Raw genomic sequence first — 18,156 nt, 5'->3', positions numbered from 1 at the left:
AACCCGAAAGATGGTGAAAACTTCTTCCGGGTTTTTCTCCGTGTAAATTAATTCAAATTATGCATTTTGTCCGTGACAATGTTTGTATTTTTTGCCGCTTCCGCAAGGACACGGATCGTTGCGTCCGATCTTTTTTTCCACACGTACGGGTTCCATTTTTCGTTCCTGTTGTTTGGGTGCTCCTCCACCGTCCCTTCCTTTATTGAGTATTCCCCCCATCTCATCTTTTCGGGTACGGTATTTACTGTAATCGGTTTTTTTTTCGGGAGCTGCACGTCTCACATTGTCGGGAGCCTGAACCGGTATTTGTCCGCGCATCAGTATAGAAACAGCTTCGGTATCGATTTCTTCAACCATTTTTTTGAAAAGATCGAAGGATTCCAATTTGTAAATCAACAACGGGTCTTTTTGTTCGTACGTAACATTTTGAACCGATTGGCGCAGGTCGTCCATTTCGCGCAGATGTTCTTTCCAGTGTTCGTCAATCGTATGCAGCAAGATGGCTTTCTCAAACGATTTCACCAACGCTTTCGACCCTGTTTCGTAGGCTTCTTTCAAGTTGGTGGCGATGTTATAAACCTTCTTTCCGTCGGTGATGGGGATAAGAATGTTTTCATACATGGCACCCTGACTTTCATAGACCTGTTTGATTACGGGTTGGGCAATCTCGGCCATTTTATCGGTTTTCCGTTTGAAACTGCTCAGCGCTTTTTCGAAAATCTTTTCAGCCTGTTGTTCCGGTTTCAACGCTTTCATCTCCTCTTGGGTGAACGGAATTTCGATAGCCATAATGCGATACAATTCCATTTTCATGTTTTCGTAATCGTCCTCGTTTTCTTCAACGATCCGATTAACGGTATTTTGTATCATATTAATGACATCCATCTCGATACGTTCGCCAATAAGGGCATGTCTTCTGCGTTTGTAGATGACTTCACGTTGGGCATTCATCACATCGTCATATTCGAGCAAACGTTTACGGATACCGAAGTTGTTTTCTTCCACCTTCTTTTGTGCCCGTTCAACCGATTTGCTCAACATATCGTGCTCCAGCACGTCGCCCTCTTTAAATCCCATGCGATCCATCAGTCCGGCTATTCTTTCGGTTGCAAACAAGCGCATCAGATCGTCTTCCAGCGACACGAAGAATACTGACGATCCCGGATCGCCCTGACGACCGGCACGTCCGCGCAACTGACGATCGACGCGCCGAGATTCGTGGCGTTCGGTACCGATAATTGCCAACCCGCCTGCTTCGCGAACTTCCGGTGAGAGTTTGATATCCGTACCACGTCCGGCCATGTTGGTTGCGATGGTAACCACACCTTTCTGCCCCGCGTTGGCCACAATCTCGGCTTCACGTTGATGCAGCTTGGCATTCAGTACATTGTGTTTAATTTTGCGAAGGGTGAGCATTCTGCTCAACAATTCCGATATCTCAACCGATGTTGTACCCACCAGAACCGGCCTTCCCCGGTTGATCATTTCTTCGATTTCTTCGATAACAGCCGTATATTTTTCGCGTTTCGTTTTGTAAATCCGGTCGTTCATGTCGTTACGGATCACCGGTTTGTTAGTGGGAATCACCACCACATCCAGTTTATAGATATCCCAAAATTCGCCGGCTTCGGTTTCGGCGGTACCGGTCATGCCCGCCAATTTGTGATACATCCGGAAATAATTTTGCAACGTGATGGTTGCATACGTCTGGGTAGCAGCTTCCACCTTCACCCGTTCTTTGGCTTCGATAGCCTGATGCAAACCGTCGGAATAACGGCGGCCTTCCATAATACGCCCTGTTTGTTCATCCACAATTTTCACCTTATTGTCGATCACCACATATTCGTCGTCTTTATCAAACAACGTATAGGCTTTCAGCAGTTGATTGATGGTATGAACACGTTCCGATTTTATGGCATAATTTTGGAGCAGCTCGTCTTTTTTTGCTGCTTTTTCTTCTTCGGTAAGGTTTTCGTTCTCCAGTTCGGCCAATTGGGAGGCGATATCCGGCAAAACAAAAAACAAGGGATCGTCCGATTTTCCGGTGAGCAAATCAATCCCTTTTTCCGTAAGTTCTACCGTATTGTTTTTTTCGTCGATGACAAAATACAGCGGATCGGTCACAATGTGCATATTGCGCATCTGATCCTGCATATAAAATTCTTCGGTTTTAAGCATGGCAGCCTTTACGCCGGGTTCGCTCAAAAATTTAATCAGCGGCTTATATTTAGGCATACCTTTGAAGGAACGATACAACAGTAATGCGCCTTCTTCTTGTTCTTTTTTGTCCTCCGATGCCATTTTTGCTTTCGCTTCGGTGAGCAGTCGCGTTGTCAGATCGCGTTGCGCTTTGACCAACAATTCCACTCGTGGGCGAAAAGATTCGAAAAGCTGGTCTTCGCCTTTGGGAACAGGTCCCGATATAATCAGCGGGGTACGTGCATCATCAATCAATACCGAATCGACCTCGTCCACAATGGCATAATTGAGTTTGCGTTGCACGAGGTCTTTGGGCGAAAGCGCCATGTTGTCGCGAAGATAGTCGAAACCGAATTCGTTGTTTGTACCGAAGGTAATATCGGCCTCATAGGCTCTGCGTCGTGCTTCGGAATTGGGTTCGTGTTTATCGATGCAATCCACCGACAGACCGTGAAACATATACAGTGGGCCCATCCACTCCGCATCGCGTTTCGACAAGTAATCGTTAACGGTAACTAAATGCACGCCGTTGTGGGTAAGTGCATTCAAAAAAACAGGAAGTGTGGCTACCAGCGTTTTCCCTTCACCTGTAGCCATCTCGGCAATTTTTCCTTTGTGCAAAACAACGCCGCCGAACAGCTGTACATCGTAATGCACCATATCCCAGGTAATTTCGTTGCCACCCGCCAGCCAGTGATTTTGGTAAATGGCCTTATCGCCTTCGATACGCACAAAGTCGTGTGTAGCAGCCAATTCGCGGTCGAAATCGGTAGCTGTTACCACCAGTTCTTCGTTTTCTTTGAAACGACGGGCGGTATCTTTCATTATTGCAAAAGCTTCCGGAAGAATTTCGTCTAATATTTTTTCGTATTTCTCAACAATTTCGTCTTCTATCTTATCGATTTGTTGCCAAATTATTTCCCGTTCTTCCAGGTCCACATTTTCGATATTCGATTTTAACTCTTCAATGCGGGCTTTTTCTTCGATGACGTAATCCTGAACTCTTTTTTCGAGTTCTCGGGTTTTGGCACGAAGCTCGTCATTCGACAGTTTGCCCATTTCAGGATAAACTGCTTTTATTTTTTCTACAACGGGATTGATTTCTCTCAAATCGCGTTGAGCCTTGTTGCCAAATATTTTTGATATTAATTCGTTGAATCCCATAAATTGTATAGATGTAAACGATTGATAGTATATTATTTATAAATGATATTTAAAGAAACGATAAAGAAATGGTCTCGGCAACCGTGTTTTTAAAACAATTCTTTCAACACGGTTTCTTGTGCGGCATTGGGAGCGCGAATGCGCAACCGGTGCGCAACCGATGGAGCAATTTCGGTAGCTTCGATGGTTCGGTATATTTTTTGTGGTTTAATGTGGTTTCCGAAAAAGACTACGGGTGCCGATACAGCGTTGTTTCTGACCTTTTGGTTGTTATTTGACGATTGGTCGTCGGTCACGATCTGCCATCCGGGTTGAAGTTCCACGAACAAATCGCCCGATATGCCTTTGTGATACCCGTTCCGATAGAAATGGACCATTTGGTTGTAGGCCCCGTGAAGCATTTGATGCGATGTGATCACATCTTGCACACCGGCAAACTGCACCATAAATTCGGCTGCACGTCTTTGAAAATCGATGACATCGATTTTTTTGTCATCCAGCTGTTTCCGGTCGAAAAACAATTGACCGTCATAATATTTTTTTATCCATTGTACATTCCCATAGATAGCCATCAAATACATATTGAGCAATGACCGGGTGCGCTCGGGATAAAAATTGCCACCCGCAAGCGTCAAATCCGGCGGATAGATTTCTTCTTCGTTATAATAACCGGTAGGAACCACAAAAATCAGCGTATTATCCAGTCCTACTGTTTTTTCTACGGTTTCCAACAGTTGGGCAATTTCCCGATCGAGACGATAATAGGTATCTTGTATTTCGAGAGAATAGTTTTTATCCAAGGCGTTTTCATAATTTCCGGCATAAAACGTCAACGCCAAAAAATCGGGATACGTATGTTTGCCGATGGTCCCGGCATTCAATATTTTTTCGGCCATCTGCCGCACTTCGGTATTAACCAAAGGCGATTGTTTAAACAGTTTGAACTGATTTGTTTTATCTTTTCCGAAATAGTGCTGAAAATTATACACGTTCTGTGTATAAGGGAAAGCCTTGTAATTGGCGATATCGATAGCCGGTCGCCACATCAACGTACCAATGGTGAGGCTGAGCGACCGGCTGCTTCTGTTGTGCTGATCTACGATATATTGGTTGGTTTTATAGAAAGACGAACTTACCCATTTGCCGTTGTAATCGTCAATCCAGTACACGCCGCTTGCCGCATGTCCTCCACTTGCCAGTGCGGCCGACGCATCCGGCGCAAAAGCAACGATATCCGATTTCCCTCCCGACGCAATTTGCAATTCATCCGTCAAGGTAGGTACTTTTATCGCTGTTGGCGATAATTGGTCGGTAGTCGAAACCCCGTTAAACTTGCTGTCGAAAAAGGAAGAGATTTCCCGGTCGGTATCCTTTGCGTATTTTTTTTCGCCCACAATGCCGTGATAAAACGGATAGGCACCCGTATAAACGGTTGTAATGGCCGAGGCTGCATCGGGATGAGGAAAATCGTATTTAATGTCGCTATAAACCAATCCCTCGTTCAGTAAACGTTTAAATCCGTCTTCTCCGAAAGTTTGTTTAAACAGCCGGAGATAATCTCCGCGCAATTGATCGATGGTAATGCCGATTACCAATTTGGGTGGTTCTTCCGAAACATTTTGCGCGCATAACGAAGCTATTGAAAAAAAAGCTACAAGTGAAGAAACTATCCGAATCATTCTATATGTACTATCAAATCTTACGATTAAAATTAATATGCAAAAACCATGCTGAAAATCATTCTCCCCATCCGGCTTTCATATACTTGAACGATGCATACCGTTTATTTTTCGAGCGTCTTTTTATGGATATCCACACGTTTGTTCCCGACCTTAGCCACAAACTCATTGAAAACGGGATGGTTGCCAGCGGCAACTGCTGGGGTATCAGCCACCACAGCAGAAGAAATGCCGTTAGGGCTACAAAGTTAATAAAATGATAAACATAAACCATTTTTTTTGCCGGTCTAACCCAAAATAAAATGGCAAAAACGAACGCAAAAATATTTAACCATGCAAAATTCCAATTCGGATTAGTGGCCGGATGTTCCGAAAAAAACAGCAGAAAGAAAATAACAGCGCCTCCTATTCCGGCAATTCCGAAGAGAAAGGTATCGTAAATTGTTGAAAATTTAGGGTTGTTGAGTTTTACGAGCTGAACAACCGAAATAAGGAAGGTTACAAGAAGCAACAGCAGTGCTGCGGGTAAAGGAGTAAACCCGGCTTTATCGTTTTGTTGCTGCAAAACAGCCGTGTTGCCCGACAAAACAAGCTGTGTATTTTTCAGCAGCGGATAACGCAGGGTATCGTTTTTTACAACCATTGCATCTTTAAAGGCTTTCATCAAATACATCGGCAAAAACATTTTTTCCCTTACATCGGCACGTCTGTCCGCTTCATTACCCACCAACAGGTCGATACCGAATTCCAACCACGGATACGGATGCACGCACTCGTGTATCAAATCCCTGAAAGTTTGTTCGTTGTTGTCTTGCGGATAAATGATTTTTCCCTGAACATATTTCTCCACCATGTCGCGCGGACGCGTAGCACAATTGTCGTACAAATAATTATACCGATACTTTCTGTTTTCCGGTAACGAATTTATATACAGAGCCTGCCACAGATTCTGCAACTCTTCCCGCGTGAGATTCAGCTCTTGCTCATACACGTTGACCCCTTTTTGCCGATACTCCGAAATGAAATCCTCATAGGAAGTCACTCCAAGAATATAGTCGGTCTCACCTCTTAAAAAGTGATAGATAAAATAGGGTTGGGAAGGATCAAAATAGCCGTAGTTGAATGCCGCGTCCACACCCGTTGAATCGTCGTGTACCCATAAAGCTGTATGTCCGAATAAGGCATAAACCGCACCCGGCCATGGTTCGCTGGTCATCAGACTAATTTTTGCACTGTCGCCCAATTGTATTTGAGCCTTTGACGGGATAAGTGATATAAGTAACCATAGAACCGCAAAAAAACTTCTTTTCATTCTCTGCTTTCACTTCATAAATTGATAAAACGAATCCACTTCAAAAAATCTGTTTAATGATTTGACGATTTGTAATATATTGAATATCAATATCTCTTTAGATGAAATTACGGTAATCGACTTTTGAAATGCACGCTAAAATACAAAACAAAAGTAGATAAAAAAACGCAGGATACGGATTTTACGCGATTTTTTTTATTTTTGTATTCTTGTTTCCCATATTCATAATCGATTAAATAACCGGAAAAATGAAAAAATTAGGTTCTTTATTAGTGTCAACTATGATGATGACAAGTGTATTTCTTTCGGCGCAGGATATTCAGCTTCCTGCTCCCGACAAAACCGGCGGAAAACCGCTCATGCAGGCATTGAGCGAAAGAAGATCAACGCGTGAATTCAGGCAAGACAAAGACCTGCCTCTCACCACCTTGTCGAACCTCCTTTGGGCAGCAAACGGTTTTAACCGCCCCGACAAGCGCACGGCACCAACGGCAAACAATCGCCAGGAATTGGAGTTGTACATCTCCGTCAGAGAAGGTCTGTATTATTACGATGCACAAAACCATAAGCTGAAGCTTGTAAGAAAAGGCGATTACCGAAAAAATACAGGCATGCAGGACTATGTGGGCGATGCCTCGTTAAATGTAATTTTTGTGAGCGATTTATCCAAGGCTTCAAGCAGGCACTATGCATATACCGATTGCGGTTTTGTGTCGCAAAACATTTATCTTTTCTGTGCTTCCGAAGGGTTGAATACGGTTGTCCGTGGTTCGTTCAACAAGGAAGAATTGGGTAAACTGCTGAATCTTCCCCCCAATCAGGAAGTATTGTTGACGCAATCGGTGGGATATCCCAAATAAAACAAAAAAAGCGACGGTTTTGCATCGTCGCTTTTTATCTTTTCTGCCGAAGCAGTAGTTATTTCTTCTTGTTGCGATTTCCGTAACGGCTCATGAATTTGTCGACACGACCTGCCGTATCCACCAGCTTCTGTTTACCGGTATAAAACGGGTGCGATGCGCTGGTAATTTCGAGTTTCACCAACGGATAAGTAACACCGTCAATTTCAATAGTTTCTTTTGCATTGATCGTAGAGCGACAAATAAACGTCTCGTCGTTCGACATATCTTTAAAAACCACAGGGCGATAATTTTGCGGATGAATATCTTTCTTCATTATAATTTTAGTTTTGATGTTTCGGATTGCAAAGATAAAATATTCCGTTCGAATAAAAAAATAAATGGAATCTATTTTTCTTTTTGAGAAAGATTCTATGTTATTTTGCATGATTATATAGGAAGGAAATAGCAATGAAGATTGAAATTATTACCATTGGCGATGAATTGCTCATCGGACAAATTGTGGACACTAATTCGGCGTGGATGGCGCGCGAACTCGCCGCGCACGGATTTGAAGTCGTTGCCATCACCTCGGTGGGCGACAATGCTCAAATGATAGAACGCGCATTGGATATCGCTTTTGGCAGAGCCGATGTGTTGTTGCTTACGGGTGGCGTGGGTCCAACCAAGGACGATATTACCAAAAACACCCTTTGCCGCTATTTTCATACCCGACTTGTATTTGACGAAAGTGTGTTGGACACTATCCGCACCGTTTTTTCGCAGAAAAATCTCGAGATAAACGAACTGACCCGAAGTCAGGCATTTGTGCCCGAAGGATGCACCGTCATTCCGAATAAAGCAGGCACCGCCCCTATCCTATGGTTTGAGCGCAACAACCAAATTCTTGTTTCCATGCCGGGCGTACCCGTCGAAATGAAAACGGCCATGACGGATGAAATCATTCCCCGATTGCAACAGCATTTCCATACAGAACCCTATCTTAAACGCTCTTTTTTGGTTTCCGATATTTCGGAATCGGCTTTAGCCGTTAAACTGAGCGATTTCGAAAAAGAGCTGCCCGAAGGCTTGTCGCTTGCCTATCTTCCGTCGTTCGGGATGGTGCGGCTGCGATTATGGGCACGCGGAACAAAGCATGAGGAGGAGATGGATGCACAGGCCGAAAAATTGATCGGCATTTTGGGCGATTTATTGGTTTCCGAAAGCGATGCTTCACTCGAAGAGTTGTTGGGCAATGCATTACGCCAAAAGCACCTTACGGTTTCTACGGCCGAAAGTTGCACCGGCGGTTACATTGCACACCGCATCACTACGATTCCCGGAGCGTCGGATTATTTCAACGGAAGCATCATTGCCTACTCCAACGAGGTAAAACGTGCTCTGCTGCATGTGCCTGCCGATGTGCTCGAGAAACACGGGGCGGTAAGCCGGCCTGTGGTGGAACAGATGGCCGCTAACGTTGCTTCACTGTTGAAAACCGACTGTAGCATAGCCGTTTCGGGAATTGCCGGACCTTCGGGAGGAAGCGATGAAAAACCGGTGGGAACGGTATGGGTTTGTACCTTTTACCATGGCAAAACACACGCCCGGCTCTATCATACGGGAATGCTTCGCGAAGAGAATATTTCACGTGCTGCCAACATGGCAATGTTGCAACTAGTGAGGATGCTGAAGTAAAAATAAATAGAAAGATAAAGAATTTTAGAGTTTTTGACATGAATAATTTTATTCAAATAAAAAGAATATCTATTTTTGTAATCGAATAAAAGAGTGTATTTAGGTGTAATTTTAATTAAATAAATTTTAGCATTATGATTAAAGTAGGTATTAACGGATTCGGACGTATCGGACGTTTGGTTTTCCGTGCAGCTCAAACAAGAAACGATATTGAAGTAGTAGGTATCAACGATTTGCTCGATGTAGATTACATCGCATATATGTTGAAATACGACACCGTTCACGGTCAGTTTAAGGGTTCAATCGACATCAAAGACGGTAACTTGGTAGTAAACGGGAAAACGATTCGCGTTACCTCCGAAACCGATCCTGCTAACCTGAAATGGGGCGAAATCGGTGCCGATTACGTAGTGGAATCTACCGGTTTATTCCTTACCAAGGAGAAAGCCAAAGGCCATATCGCTGCAGGTGCCAAATATGTGGTAATGTCGGCTCCTTCGAAAGACGATACCCGGATGTATGTATGTGGCGTTAACGAAAAAACGTACACCAAAGGCGAACAGTTTGTATCCAACGCTTCATGTACCACCAACTGTCTTGCACCGATTACCAAAGTGCTTCACGACAAGTTTGGTGTTCTCGAAGGCTTGATGACCACCGTTCACTCCACCACAGCCACTCAGAAAACCGTTGACGGTCCTTCAAAGAAAGATTGGAGAGGCGGCCGTGCTGCTTCAGCCAACATCATTCCTTCGTCCACAGGTGCTGCCAAAGCAGTAGGTAAAGTAATTCCCGAATTGAACGGAAAACTTACCGGCATGTCGATGCGTGTTCCCACCCTCGATGTTTCTGTGGTTGACTTAACGGTACGTTTGGCAAAAGAAACCACTTACGAAGAAATTTGCAAAGCAATGAAAGAGGCTTCGGAAGGCGAATTGAAAGGTATTCTCGGCTACACCAATGAAGACGTAGTATCGAGCGACTTCATTGGAGATCCCCGTACTTCCATCTTCGACGAAAAAGCAGGTATCCAACTGAGCCCGACATTCGTGAAAGTGATCAGCTGGTACGACAACGAATGGGGTTATTCCAACAAAGTGCTCGACCTGATTGCTCACATGGCAAAAGTTAACGGCGACTATTAATCGAATTTTCTCGATATGCATTAAAAAAAGCGCCCTTCAAATGTGGCGCTTTTTTAATCGTTTTTTCACGTTGGGATGAGCCTTAATGATTGCTGATCACTCTCCTATTATAAATGTTTAATTCTAATTCACCTTCTAAAAAAAATACCAAATGGCCCTTCAGGAAGAATTCGAACGCCAAGGAATATGGCTTTTCAAACACAGAAGTTACCTCCCCTTAATTGCTTTATTGATTGGTTTGATCCTTTATTTGCGAACAGAAATGTATCCCCAAACTTTTATTTTGGAGGATGAGCCTTGGGAAATTTATTATGAAATGTTTTGTTTGTTTGTCAGTTTAATTGGCTTAAGTATACGGATATATACGATAGGATACACACCAAAAAATACCTCCGGAAGAAACACTAAAGAAGTCCAAATTGCCGACACACTTAATACGACAGGTATGTATTCCGTTGTACGACATCCCCTTTATTTGGGGAATTTTCTGATATGGTTGGGAATTGCCATGCTGACCGGAAACTTTTGGTTTATTATCGCCTTTTGTCTGGCTTATGGGTTATATTACGAAAGAATCATGTTTGCCGAAGAACAGTTTTTACGCCGAAAATTCGGAGACTTCTATCTGGAATGGGCAAAGAATGTTCCCGCATTTTTTCCAAAATTTAAAAATTACCAAAAGTCTGCCTTACCATTTAGTTGGAAAAAAGTGCTTCGGCAAGAAAAAAATGGGATTTGCGCTCTTTTTGGTATCTTTTGCATTTTTGATCTCTCAGGTGAATTGATTGAAAGAGAAACTGATTACAATTATTTTTTACTTGTCATGTGTCTCATTACCGGAACAGGTTATCTTGTCCTGAAATACTTAAAAAAGAAAACTCATGTTCTGGAAGAAGAAAACAGATAAATGGAATCATTAAAAGAAACGGGGAATGCCCTTCCCCGCCTCTATAAAGAAACGGCCGCCGGCGGATTGGCAAAACATTACAGGAAAAAACGCTAATCTTATTTCACGGGAAAAATCCTCTGCATGGTGTCGGCAAAAATAGCCCCCATGCGTCGTTGGATGTAAGTTTCTTTTCCATTTTCGGGATGCCACCCATAAGTAACACCGTCGATTTCCTGCTTGTCGCCCGAGAAAAGCAAACTCATTTGCTCACCCGTTACGGGATGAAGGGCATTTTTGGAAAAACCGATATACTTGTCGAATTCCACTAATGGAAAACCCCATTTCGCAGCCAATTTTCGAACCGAAGTATTGTAAGTTACGCGCGCATCGTGCCAGTCGGTACACAACACAATCACTGCCGGTTTGCCGTATTTAGTATTATAATAGCGCGACTGTTTGTCGAATTTCAGGTTATAACATTCGGCAAGGTATCGTTTGATTACATAATCGAAAGCTGCAGCATAGTTGCTCCGATCGAATGGCGTTTCGTAATCGGTGTAATTGGGTTTGAGCTGCGACTCATCGAAAACGTCTTGATTGTGCACCTGCATAATCACAAAGGCATCGATATTTTCGAACTCTTCTTCGGTGTACAGTGTGCCGTTGATCATCCGGTTGGCCGTATTTGCAATGGCTTCTCCGCCTATTGCGCGGTTAAGGGGGATTGCGCCCACCAAATCGCAACCTACTTCAAACCACCCGTTATTGGGCGAAGCAAACGAGGCGCCCGTAAGCAGAAAAGTATATTGAGCAGAGTCTTTTCTACATTGAGCCGAAAGAATCGTTCCAAAAGCAACCCATAAAATCAACAGTATACGAAATTGTTTCATCGGTAAAATTCGTTTTTGTTATTGCAGCAAATTTAGATAAAAAATGCTTGAATTGCAGATACACGACATTGAAAAACCAAAAAATCCTGCCTATGGCTATTCAGTTGGGCACAAGGTGGAATAAAATACATAAAGGTATCCATCTCCCGGTTTGAGCGTGAATACTCCCACTTTTTTATCGGGAGAATATAAATATTTATCCCAGGGGAGATAACGTTCAGCCAAAAAATCGTCTATTATTTCGGCTGTGGGTGATTGAAGCGGAAAGGAAAGACACGACGAGGAAAGTTTTCCGTCCTTGAATAAATAAACATATCGGAAAACGGTATTCTCAATTACTCGGGTTTGTATCATATTCCCGTTTTCTTCGGTGATTTCAGCATCATTTTTTATTTTATTTTTCACCGTTTCATAATCGCGGCCAAAATCGACACAAGGCTCTATGATATGGTTTATCGAGGTGGTTACCGAAACCTTGCACATTGCTGTTTCTGCTCCCGATTCAACACGTATAGTTGCTTCCCCTTTTACTCCGGCAGTTACTATGCCGTAGGGCGACACGGTGGCAACATCATCGTTGGTACTTTTATAGGTAGTAAAACCTTTTGCGTTTTCAACAATCAATTTTTCGGTATTTCCATGAGTCATTGTCAACTCGCTATTTTTTACTGTCATGGGAGAATCAACCTCATTTACACTATTAATACAGGATTGATGTATAACCCATACAACAAGCAATAAAATGTAATATACTTTTTTCATATGATCGTGTTAATTAATTAAGTTGAAGGAATTGTATGTCGGCTCTTATCCAAAAACCAAAAAAAACGTGGCGTCAATTAAAGATGCCACGTTGTTTGGTCATTTATGATTTATGCCGGATGGATTGCTTCGGTGGGACAGACTTCGGCACATGTACCGCAATCTGTACAAATGTCGGGATCGATCACATAAATTTCACCTTCCGAAATAGCACCTACAGGACATTCGTCAATACAAGTGCCGCAAGCAATACAATCTTCTGTAATTACGTAAGCCATAATCGTTCTTTAATTTTAATTAGATGTTAGTGTTTTAGATTGAATTATTTATTTTTATAATTGCGCAAATATACACAGATTTTTTTAGAAACAAAATCAAATTCGGTACCAATTTTTTTAATGTGTTTCGAACAGTTGCCCGAAGGTCCTCTTTTTTTTGACGTAATAATTCCACAGGATGCTGCCTTTAAAGCGTGAAGGAATAGTTGTTATTACGGTTTTTTCGAGATTTTCTTTACGGATATTTTTGTATCGGCTTCGCATTTTCAGGAAATCGGCATAAGCTGTTGCAACGGCACCCGCATTTTGAAATTTTCCTTTCAAGCACAGGTGTGCAAAGGCCAGCAAATCGAGGAAAAAACGCACAACCATCGTTTGAGGTAATTGCGATGGTGCAATATTCTTGTAAATCATCAAGAGGTTGTTTCTGAAATTGAGGTAGGTCTTTTGCGGATTTTCCTTATTCAACGATGCACCTCCCATGTGATAGACTACCGATTCCGGAACGCATTCGATTTTTCGACCACGGGCGTTGAGCCGCCAGCACAAATCGATTTCTTCCATGTGAGCAAAAAAGTCGGCATCGAGCCCTCCGGCACCGAGGTAATCGCTGCGGCGGATGCACAGGCAGGCTCCGGTAGCCCAGAAAACGGGGATGATGGAGTCGTACTGTCCATAGTCGGTTTCCACATTTTCGAGAATGCGTCCGCGGCAAAAAGGATAGGCATACTTGTCGATGAAGCCCCCTGCCGCACCGGCATATTCAAATTTTTTACGATCGAAGAAGGCACGTATTTTGGGTTGAACGGCCGCTGTTTCGGGATGAACGTCCATATAGCGGACAAGGGTATCGAGCCAACCTTCTGTGGTTTCCACATCGGAATTCAACAATACGACGTATTCCGAATCGACCTGACGGATGGCTTTGTTGTATCCTTCGGCAAAGCCATAGTTTTTGTCGAAAACGATTAACGGCAAGGCCGGATACCGTGTTTCGAGAAATGATACCGAATCGTCTGTCGAGCCGTTATCGGCAACAATCACCTCACAATCGTCCGACAGCGAATGTTGCAATACGGCAGGAAGAAATTGCTCCAACAATTTCCGACCGTTCCAGTTGAGTATGATTACCGAAGTTTTTTTCATGCTGATGTGTTCGTATTTTTTGCAAATTTCCAGCGGTTGTGCGACCATAGCCAGTAGGCCGGATCGCGCAAAATGGTTTTTTCCAGTTCCCGCATATATTTTTCGGTTACGGCATAGGGTTCTTCTTTGGAAGCATCGAGGGTTATCACGGAAAAGGTTCCCCGGTAATAGCCGCGTTTCACACGCTGCATGTCCAAATATACCACAGCAAAGCCAAATTTTGCGGCAATGCGCTCCATGCCGGTGAGTACCAGTGTATCCTGATTGAGAAAAGTGGTCCAATATTGATCGTAATATCGCGGCGGACGCTGGTCGTTTATAAAACCGATCAGCATGGAGCGTCCTTCGTTTCGGTTTTTCACAATTGTACGAAAAGCTTCGCCCATTTCGATGCATTTGGGGGAAAAGCGCGAACGGATTTTCAGAAAAAAACGATCGAAGACACTGTTGTGTAATTGTTTGTAGATTTGACCCTGTACGATTTCGGGAGAAAGATAAAAACCGACGGAAGGCACATACTCCCAATTGCCGTAATGCCCGAGACTCATGAAGCACGAATTACCGTTTTTAGCCAATTCGTTGAGCAATTCCGGATTGTCAAACCTCATGCGTTGCTTCACTTCTTCATCCGAAATATGCAGTAACTTAATGGTTTCAACATAATAATCGCACAAGAAACGATAAAAGTCTTTTTCGATTTTCTCGATTTCGACTTTCCCTTTAAAAGGAAAGGCATTCGTGAGGTTTTTTCTGACCACTTTTCGCCGATAGCGGGCAATGTAGTAAAGAAAAAAATAAAGAGCATCCGACAAAACATACAGTACGGAAAGCGGCAAAAGGGCATGGAGATAAGAAATGCCGTACAATAAATAATAGCCTGCTACCGATTGTTTGTTTGTCTTTTTTTGCATGAAGGGTTATACTTTTTTAGTCGATGAAAACGGCTTCCATTGCCGAATGCTCGTTGTCCGGTTTCCCTACTTCTATTTCAACAAGCCGGTTTACCAACGAGGCATCGTAATCCGAAACCATGCGTACATAATTTTCGGTAAAGCCTATCATTTTCCGCCCGTGGCGGGTATGTTCGAAAAGCACTTTACGACGGGTTCCTTGTTGGCTGCCATAGAAGTGGAGCAGTTTTTTCTCCGAAATGTCGAGCAACGTCTTGCTGCGTTCGTGCTTTACCGTCGGCTTCACCACATACGGAATTTTCAGCGCCTGCGTACCCGGGCGTTCCGAATAGGTGAAAACGTGTAGTTGCGAAACGGGCAACGAATCGATGAATGCTGCACTTTCGGCAAAATAGGCATCCGTTTCGCCCCGAACGCCCACGATGACATCCACGCCAATAAAAGCATCGGGCATCGCCTCTTTGATCATTTCGATTTTGTGACGGAACAGTGCCGTATCGTATTTTCGTTTCATGAGTTTGAGCACGGCATCGCTGCCTGACTGAAGGGGAATATGAAAATGAGGCGCAAACCGTTTTGAATCGGCAACAAAACGAATGATGTCGTCGGTCAGCAGATCGGGCTCGATCGACGAAATGCGAAATCGCTCAATCCCTTCTACTTCGTCGAGTGCACAGAGCAAATCGAAAAAACTTTCGTTCGTACTGCGTCCGAAATCGCCGATATTCACGCCGGTGAGTACAATTTCCTTTCCACCCTCTCCTACCGCTTCCCGAGCTTGCTGCACAAGCAGGGAAACGGGTGCATTGCGACTGCGGCCACGGGCAAAAGGGATGGTGCAATAGGTGCAAAAATAATCGCAACCGTCTTGTACCTTCAGGAAGTAGCGGGTGCGGTCGTCGGCCGACAGCGAAGGAACAAAGGTTTTTATCCGCTTGGTTTCGGAGACAACAATTTCGCTTCCGGTTTTTTTATCCAACGTATTGAGGTATTTCAGCACATCGTGTTTTTGTTCCGATCCCAATATCAGATCTACTCCTTCAATGTGGGCAATCTCGTCGGGTTTCAACTGAGCATAACATCCGGTAACCACCACAAAGGCTCCGGGATGTTGACGAATGATTTTGCGGATGGCTTGACGACCTTTTTTATCGGCCAGTTCCGTTACAGAACAGGTATTTATGACACAAATATCGGCTTTTTGTCCTTTTTGTGCGCGGCGGATTCCTGCCTGCGAGAGCTGTCGGCCAAGTGCCGAGGTTTCCGCAAAATTCAGTTTGCATCCCAACGTATAATAAACGGCGGTTTTATTTTCGAAAACGGAACGATCAATCATATAGGTATCACTGTATCAATAAATAAGAGGAATCTGGCTCCTCTTTGTATCTCATTTGTTGATGAATAGCAACAAGGTATCCTTGTAAAGGATGTACAAAAATACAACAAATTGGCGCATTTGCCATGAGATTCTTTTTGTTATTCTCAAAGAACATCTTATTTTTGTGTATACTTGCTAATATAAAAAATGTGATTCGCCAAAATTTTATCAAACTTTACGAAAACAGCCTGAAAGAACACTGGGAATTGCCTGCGTTGAGCGATTATGCAGGAGGAACAACGCTCACTTACGGCGATCTTGCACAAAAGATTGCCCGGTTGCATGTGTTGTTTGATAAAATAGGTATTGAAAAAGGCGATAAAATAGCTTTGTCGGGCAAAAACCATTCGGCATGGTGCACGGTTTTTTTGGCCACCATTACTTATGGGGCTGTTATTGTCCCCGTTTTGTCTTATTTCCATCCGGAAAACATCGAGCATATCATTGAACATTCCGAATCGAAACTCGTTTTTATGGACGAATCGGTTTGGAGTCAGATTACCAAAGGAAAAATAACCGTCCCCGTTTTCGAAATCCCTTCTTTCAAATTGTTTCAGTGTGACGATGAAAGCCTTTGGAAAATGGTAAACCGATGGGACGAGTTATGCGAAGAAAAATACCCCGACGGTTTCCGAAAAGAACAGGTGATTTATCCCGAAATCGACAATAGTGAAGTCATCTGTTTGAATTATACTTCGGGCACGCCGGGTTTTTGCAGAGGAGTGATGCTCACGGCAAATAATTTTGCAGGAAACGTTACGTTTGCCGACAAGGTGAATCTGCTATTTGAGGGCGAGCGCAATCTGGCTTTTTTACCCTTAGCCCATGCCTACGGTTGCACGTTCGATTTTCTTTACCCCCTTTCCGAAGGAGTACATATCACCTTGTTGGATACTATACCTTCCTTTCGAAATTTGGTTCAGGCGCTCCAAAAGGTCAAGTCTCACATCATTATTACTGTTCCGCTCACTTTTGAAAATATATACCACCGGAAGATTCTGCCTTTGATAAACAAACCGCTGATGAAGCTTTTGTTGCGTACGCCCTTGATAAACCGCCTGGTTTTGTGCAAAATGAGATGTTACCTGATGAACCTCTTCGGAGGAAATTTCAGGGAAGTCATTATAGGAGGGGCGGCATTGAACCGCGAAGTGGAGGCGTTTTTCTATCAATTGAAATTTCCTTTCACCGTGGGTTACGGCATGACGGAGTGTGCACCCCTCATTTCGTACGAGTCGCACCGAAATTTTGTTCCTACCTCTTGCGGGAAAGTTTTGGAAGGCATAATGGAAGCACGGATCGATTCTGCCGACCCGGAAAGGATTCCGGGAGAAATACAGGTGCGCGGGGAAAACGTAATGAAAGGATATTTCAAAAATCCGCAAGCTACTGCTGCCGCTTTCACAAAAGACGGATGGTTGAAAACGGGCGATTTAGGGGTGATGGATAAAGAGAAACGACTGTATATTAAAGGTATAATTAAATCGATGTTGTTAGGACCAAACGGGCAGAATATCTATCCCGAAGAAATCGAAGCGCGCTTAAACAGTTTGCCTTATGTTGCCGAGAGTCTGGTTGTTGAACGAAATGGAAAATTGGTTGCCTTGGTTTATCCCGATCATGAAGCCTTGAATGCCGACAACATACCGCAAGAAAAATTGCCACAAATCATGGAAAGAAACCGAATGGCACTGAACCGGCAGCTTGCGCGTTACGAAAAAATAAGTAAAATAGAGATTTACAACGCCGAATTTGAGAAAACCCCTTCAAAAAACATCCGTCGTTACTTGTACCAATGAAATCTGCAGGGTTAAAAAATACTAAATTGCCGGTTTCTCAATAAAAAAATTGCCCAAAAATATGCTA

At 43.4% G+C, this 18,156-nt stretch carries 15 protein-coding genes; 5 read left to right on the top strand and 10 right to left on the bottom strand.

Translation table 11 applies throughout. The features are described from left to right. Nucleotides 1-57 precede the first annotated feature (57 nt). From secA to OLM34_RS04240, 3 genes are all read right to left on the bottom strand, one after another. A complete protein-coding gene (secA, locus tag OLM34_RS04250; protein WP_264405460.1) occupies nucleotides 58-3,363 on the bottom strand; it encodes a preprotein translocase subunit SecA in 3,306 nt (1,101 codons plus the stop codon). 89 nt (nucleotides 3,364-3,452) lie between these two features. Beyond that, a complete protein-coding gene (locus tag OLM34_RS04245) occupies nucleotides 3,453-5,042 on the bottom strand; it encodes an alkaline phosphatase family protein (protein WP_264405459.1) in 1,590 nt (529 codons plus the stop codon). A gap of 58 nt (nucleotides 5,043-5,100) precedes the next feature. Continuing rightward, on the bottom strand, nucleotides 5,101-6,354 hold the full coding sequence (locus OLM34_RS04240; protein ID WP_264405457.1) for a DUF4105 domain-containing protein: 1,254 nt from the start codon (nucleotides 6,352-6,354) through the stop codon (nucleotides 5,101-5,103). 248 nt (nucleotides 6,355-6,602) lie between these two features. Here OLM34_RS04240 and OLM34_RS04235 point away from each other — a divergent pair, with 248 nt between their 5' ends. Then, nucleotides 6,603-7,214, top strand: a complete 612-nt coding sequence (locus OLM34_RS04235) for a SagB/ThcOx family dehydrogenase (RefSeq protein WP_264405456.1) — start codon at nucleotides 6,603-6,605, stop codon at nucleotides 7,212-7,214. Nucleotides 7,215-7,272: 58 nt separating this feature from the next. Here OLM34_RS04235 and OLM34_RS04230 read toward each other — a convergent pair whose 3' ends face one another. After that, nucleotides 7,273-7,530 (bottom strand): type B 50S ribosomal protein L31, encoded by a 258-nt coding sequence (locus tag OLM34_RS04230; RefSeq protein WP_264405455.1) that lies wholly within the window; start codon nucleotides 7,528-7,530, stop codon nucleotides 7,273-7,275. A 134-nt stretch (nucleotides 7,531-7,664) separates the two neighbouring features. Between OLM34_RS04230 and OLM34_RS04225 the strand changes: the two genes are divergently transcribed. The 3 genes from OLM34_RS04225 (at nucleotide 7,665) to OLM34_RS11465 (ending at nucleotide 10,943) form a co-directional block, all read left to right on the top strand. After that, the gene (locus OLM34_RS04225; protein ID WP_264405453.1) at nucleotides 7,665-8,891 is read left to right on the top strand and encodes a competence/damage-inducible protein A; all 1,227 of its coding nucleotides are present in this window, start codon (nucleotides 7,665-7,667) and stop codon (nucleotides 8,889-8,891) included. 134 nt (nucleotides 8,892-9,025) lie between these two features. Further along, nucleotides 9,026-10,036 carry a type I glyceraldehyde-3-phosphate dehydrogenase gene (gene gap / locus OLM34_RS04220; RefSeq protein WP_264405452.1) on the top strand — a complete coding sequence of 337 codons (1,011 nt, stop codon included), beginning with the start codon at nucleotides 9,026-9,028 and terminating at the stop codon, nucleotides 10,034-10,036. Between the two features lie 151 nt (nucleotides 10,037-10,187). Continuing rightward, the gene (locus OLM34_RS11465; protein WP_264405451.1) at nucleotides 10,188-10,943 is read left to right on the top strand and encodes a methyltransferase family protein; all 756 of its coding nucleotides are present in this window, start codon (nucleotides 10,188-10,190) and stop codon (nucleotides 10,941-10,943) included. 98 nt (nucleotides 10,944-11,041) lie between these two features. Here the strand turns inward: OLM34_RS11465 and OLM34_RS04210 are convergent, their stop codons facing one another. The 6 genes from OLM34_RS04210 to mtaB all read right to left on the bottom strand — a co-directional run bounded on the left by OLM34_RS04210 (nucleotide 11,042) and on the right by mtaB (nucleotide 16,248). Further along, nucleotides 11,042-11,815, bottom strand: a complete 774-nt coding sequence (locus tag OLM34_RS04210; RefSeq protein WP_264405450.1) for a DUF5040 domain-containing protein — start codon at nucleotides 11,813-11,815, stop codon at nucleotides 11,042-11,044. Nucleotides 11,816-11,911: 96 nt separating this feature from the next. Continuing rightward, on the bottom strand, nucleotides 11,912-12,577 hold the full coding sequence (locus OLM34_RS04205; RefSeq protein ID WP_264405449.1) for an Ig-like domain-containing protein: 666 nt from the start codon (nucleotides 12,575-12,577) through the stop codon (nucleotides 11,912-11,914). A 110-nt stretch (nucleotides 12,578-12,687) separates the two neighbouring features. After that, nucleotides 12,688-12,855 (bottom strand): DUF362 domain-containing protein, encoded by a 168-nt coding sequence (locus OLM34_RS04200; protein ID WP_264405448.1) that lies wholly within the window; start codon nucleotides 12,853-12,855, stop codon nucleotides 12,688-12,690. Nucleotides 12,856-12,972: 117 nt separating this feature from the next. Then, the gene (locus OLM34_RS04195; protein ID WP_264405446.1) at nucleotides 12,973-14,001 is read right to left on the bottom strand and encodes a glycosyltransferase family 2 protein; all 1,029 of its coding nucleotides are present in this window, start codon (nucleotides 13,999-14,001) and stop codon (nucleotides 12,973-12,975) included. After that, on the bottom strand, nucleotides 13,998-14,912 hold the full coding sequence (locus tag OLM34_RS04190) for a lysophospholipid acyltransferase family protein (RefSeq protein WP_264405445.1): 915 nt from the start codon (nucleotides 14,910-14,912) through the stop codon (nucleotides 13,998-14,000). Before OLM34_RS04190 ends, OLM34_RS04195 begins: the two co-directional genes overlap by 4 nt. Before the next feature lie 16 nt (nucleotides 14,913-14,928). Then, entirely contained in the window at nucleotides 14,929-16,248 is a 1,320-nt protein-coding gene (gene mtaB, locus OLM34_RS04185) for a tRNA (N(6)-L-threonylcarbamoyladenosine(37)-C(2))-methylthiotransferase MtaB (protein WP_264405444.1), read from the bottom strand. Between the two features lie 191 nt (nucleotides 16,249-16,439). On the opposite strand from mtaB, the gene OLM34_RS04180 reads away from it, so the two are divergent. Then, complete coding sequence (locus OLM34_RS04180) at nucleotides 16,440-18,089, top strand: AMP-binding protein (RefSeq protein ID WP_264405443.1); 1,650 nt, start codon at nucleotides 16,440-16,442, stop codon at nucleotides 18,087-18,089. Nucleotides 18,090-18,156 lie beyond the last annotated feature (67 nt).

Origin of the sequence: Anaerorudis cellulosivorans (assembly GCF_025943985.1) — a bacterium.
GTDB classification, from domain to species: Bacteria; Bacteroidota; Bacteroidia; order Bacteroidales; family Dysgonomonadaceae; genus Anaerorudis; species Anaerorudis cellulosivorans.
The sequence above is the reverse complement of the archived record's forward strand: the minus strand, read 5'-3'. Positions and strand labels throughout refer to the sequence as shown.

What these genes read in the sequence shown, in the direction of transcription:
- secA (WP_264405460.1), bottom strand. Translation starts at nt 3,363, where the DNA reads ATGGGATTCAACGAATTAATATCAAAAATATTTGGCAACAAGGCTCAA.
- OLM34_RS04245 (WP_264405459.1), bottom strand. Translation starts at nt 5,042, where the DNA reads ATGATTCGGATAGTTTCTTCACTTGTAGCTTTTTTTTCAATAGCTTCG.
- OLM34_RS04240 (WP_264405457.1), bottom strand. Translation starts at nt 6,354, where the DNA reads ATGAAAAGAAGTTTTTTTGCGGTTCTATGGTTACTTATATCACTTATC.
- OLM34_RS04235 (WP_264405456.1), top strand. Translation starts at nt 6,603, where the DNA reads ATGAAAAAATTAGGTTCTTTATTAGTGTCAACTATGATGATGACAAGT.
- OLM34_RS04230 (WP_264405455.1), bottom strand. Translation starts at nt 7,530, where the DNA reads ATGAAGAAAGATATTCATCCGCAAAATTATCGCCCTGTGGTTTTTAAA.
- OLM34_RS04225 (WP_264405453.1), top strand. Translation starts at nt 7,665, where the DNA reads ATGAAGATTGAAATTATTACCATTGGCGATGAATTGCTCATCGGACAA.
- gap (WP_264405452.1), top strand. Translation starts at nt 9,026, where the DNA reads ATGATTAAAGTAGGTATTAACGGATTCGGACGTATCGGACGTTTGGTT.
- OLM34_RS11465 (WP_264405451.1), top strand. Translation starts at nt 10,188, where the DNA reads ATGGCCCTTCAGGAAGAATTCGAACGCCAAGGAATATGGCTTTTCAAA.
- OLM34_RS04210 (WP_264405450.1), bottom strand. Translation starts at nt 11,815, where the DNA reads ATGAAACAATTTCGTATACTGTTGATTTTATGGGTTGCTTTTGGAACG.
- OLM34_RS04205 (WP_264405449.1), bottom strand. Translation starts at nt 12,577, where the DNA reads ATGAAAAAAGTATATTACATTTTATTGCTTGTTGTATGGGTTATACAT.
- OLM34_RS04200 (WP_264405448.1), bottom strand. Translation starts at nt 12,855, where the DNA reads ATGGCTTACGTAATTACAGAAGATTGTATTGCTTGCGGCACTTGTATT.
- OLM34_RS04195 (WP_264405446.1), bottom strand. Translation starts at nt 14,001, where the DNA reads ATGAAAAAAACTTCGGTAATCATACTCAACTGGAACGGTCGGAAATTG.
- OLM34_RS04190 (WP_264405445.1), bottom strand. Translation starts at nt 14,912, where the DNA reads ATGCAAAAAAAGACAAACAAACAATCGGTAGCAGGCTATTATTTATTG.
- mtaB (WP_264405444.1), bottom strand. Translation starts at nt 16,248, where the DNA reads ATGATTGATCGTTCCGTTTTCGAAAATAAAACCGCCGTTTATTATACG.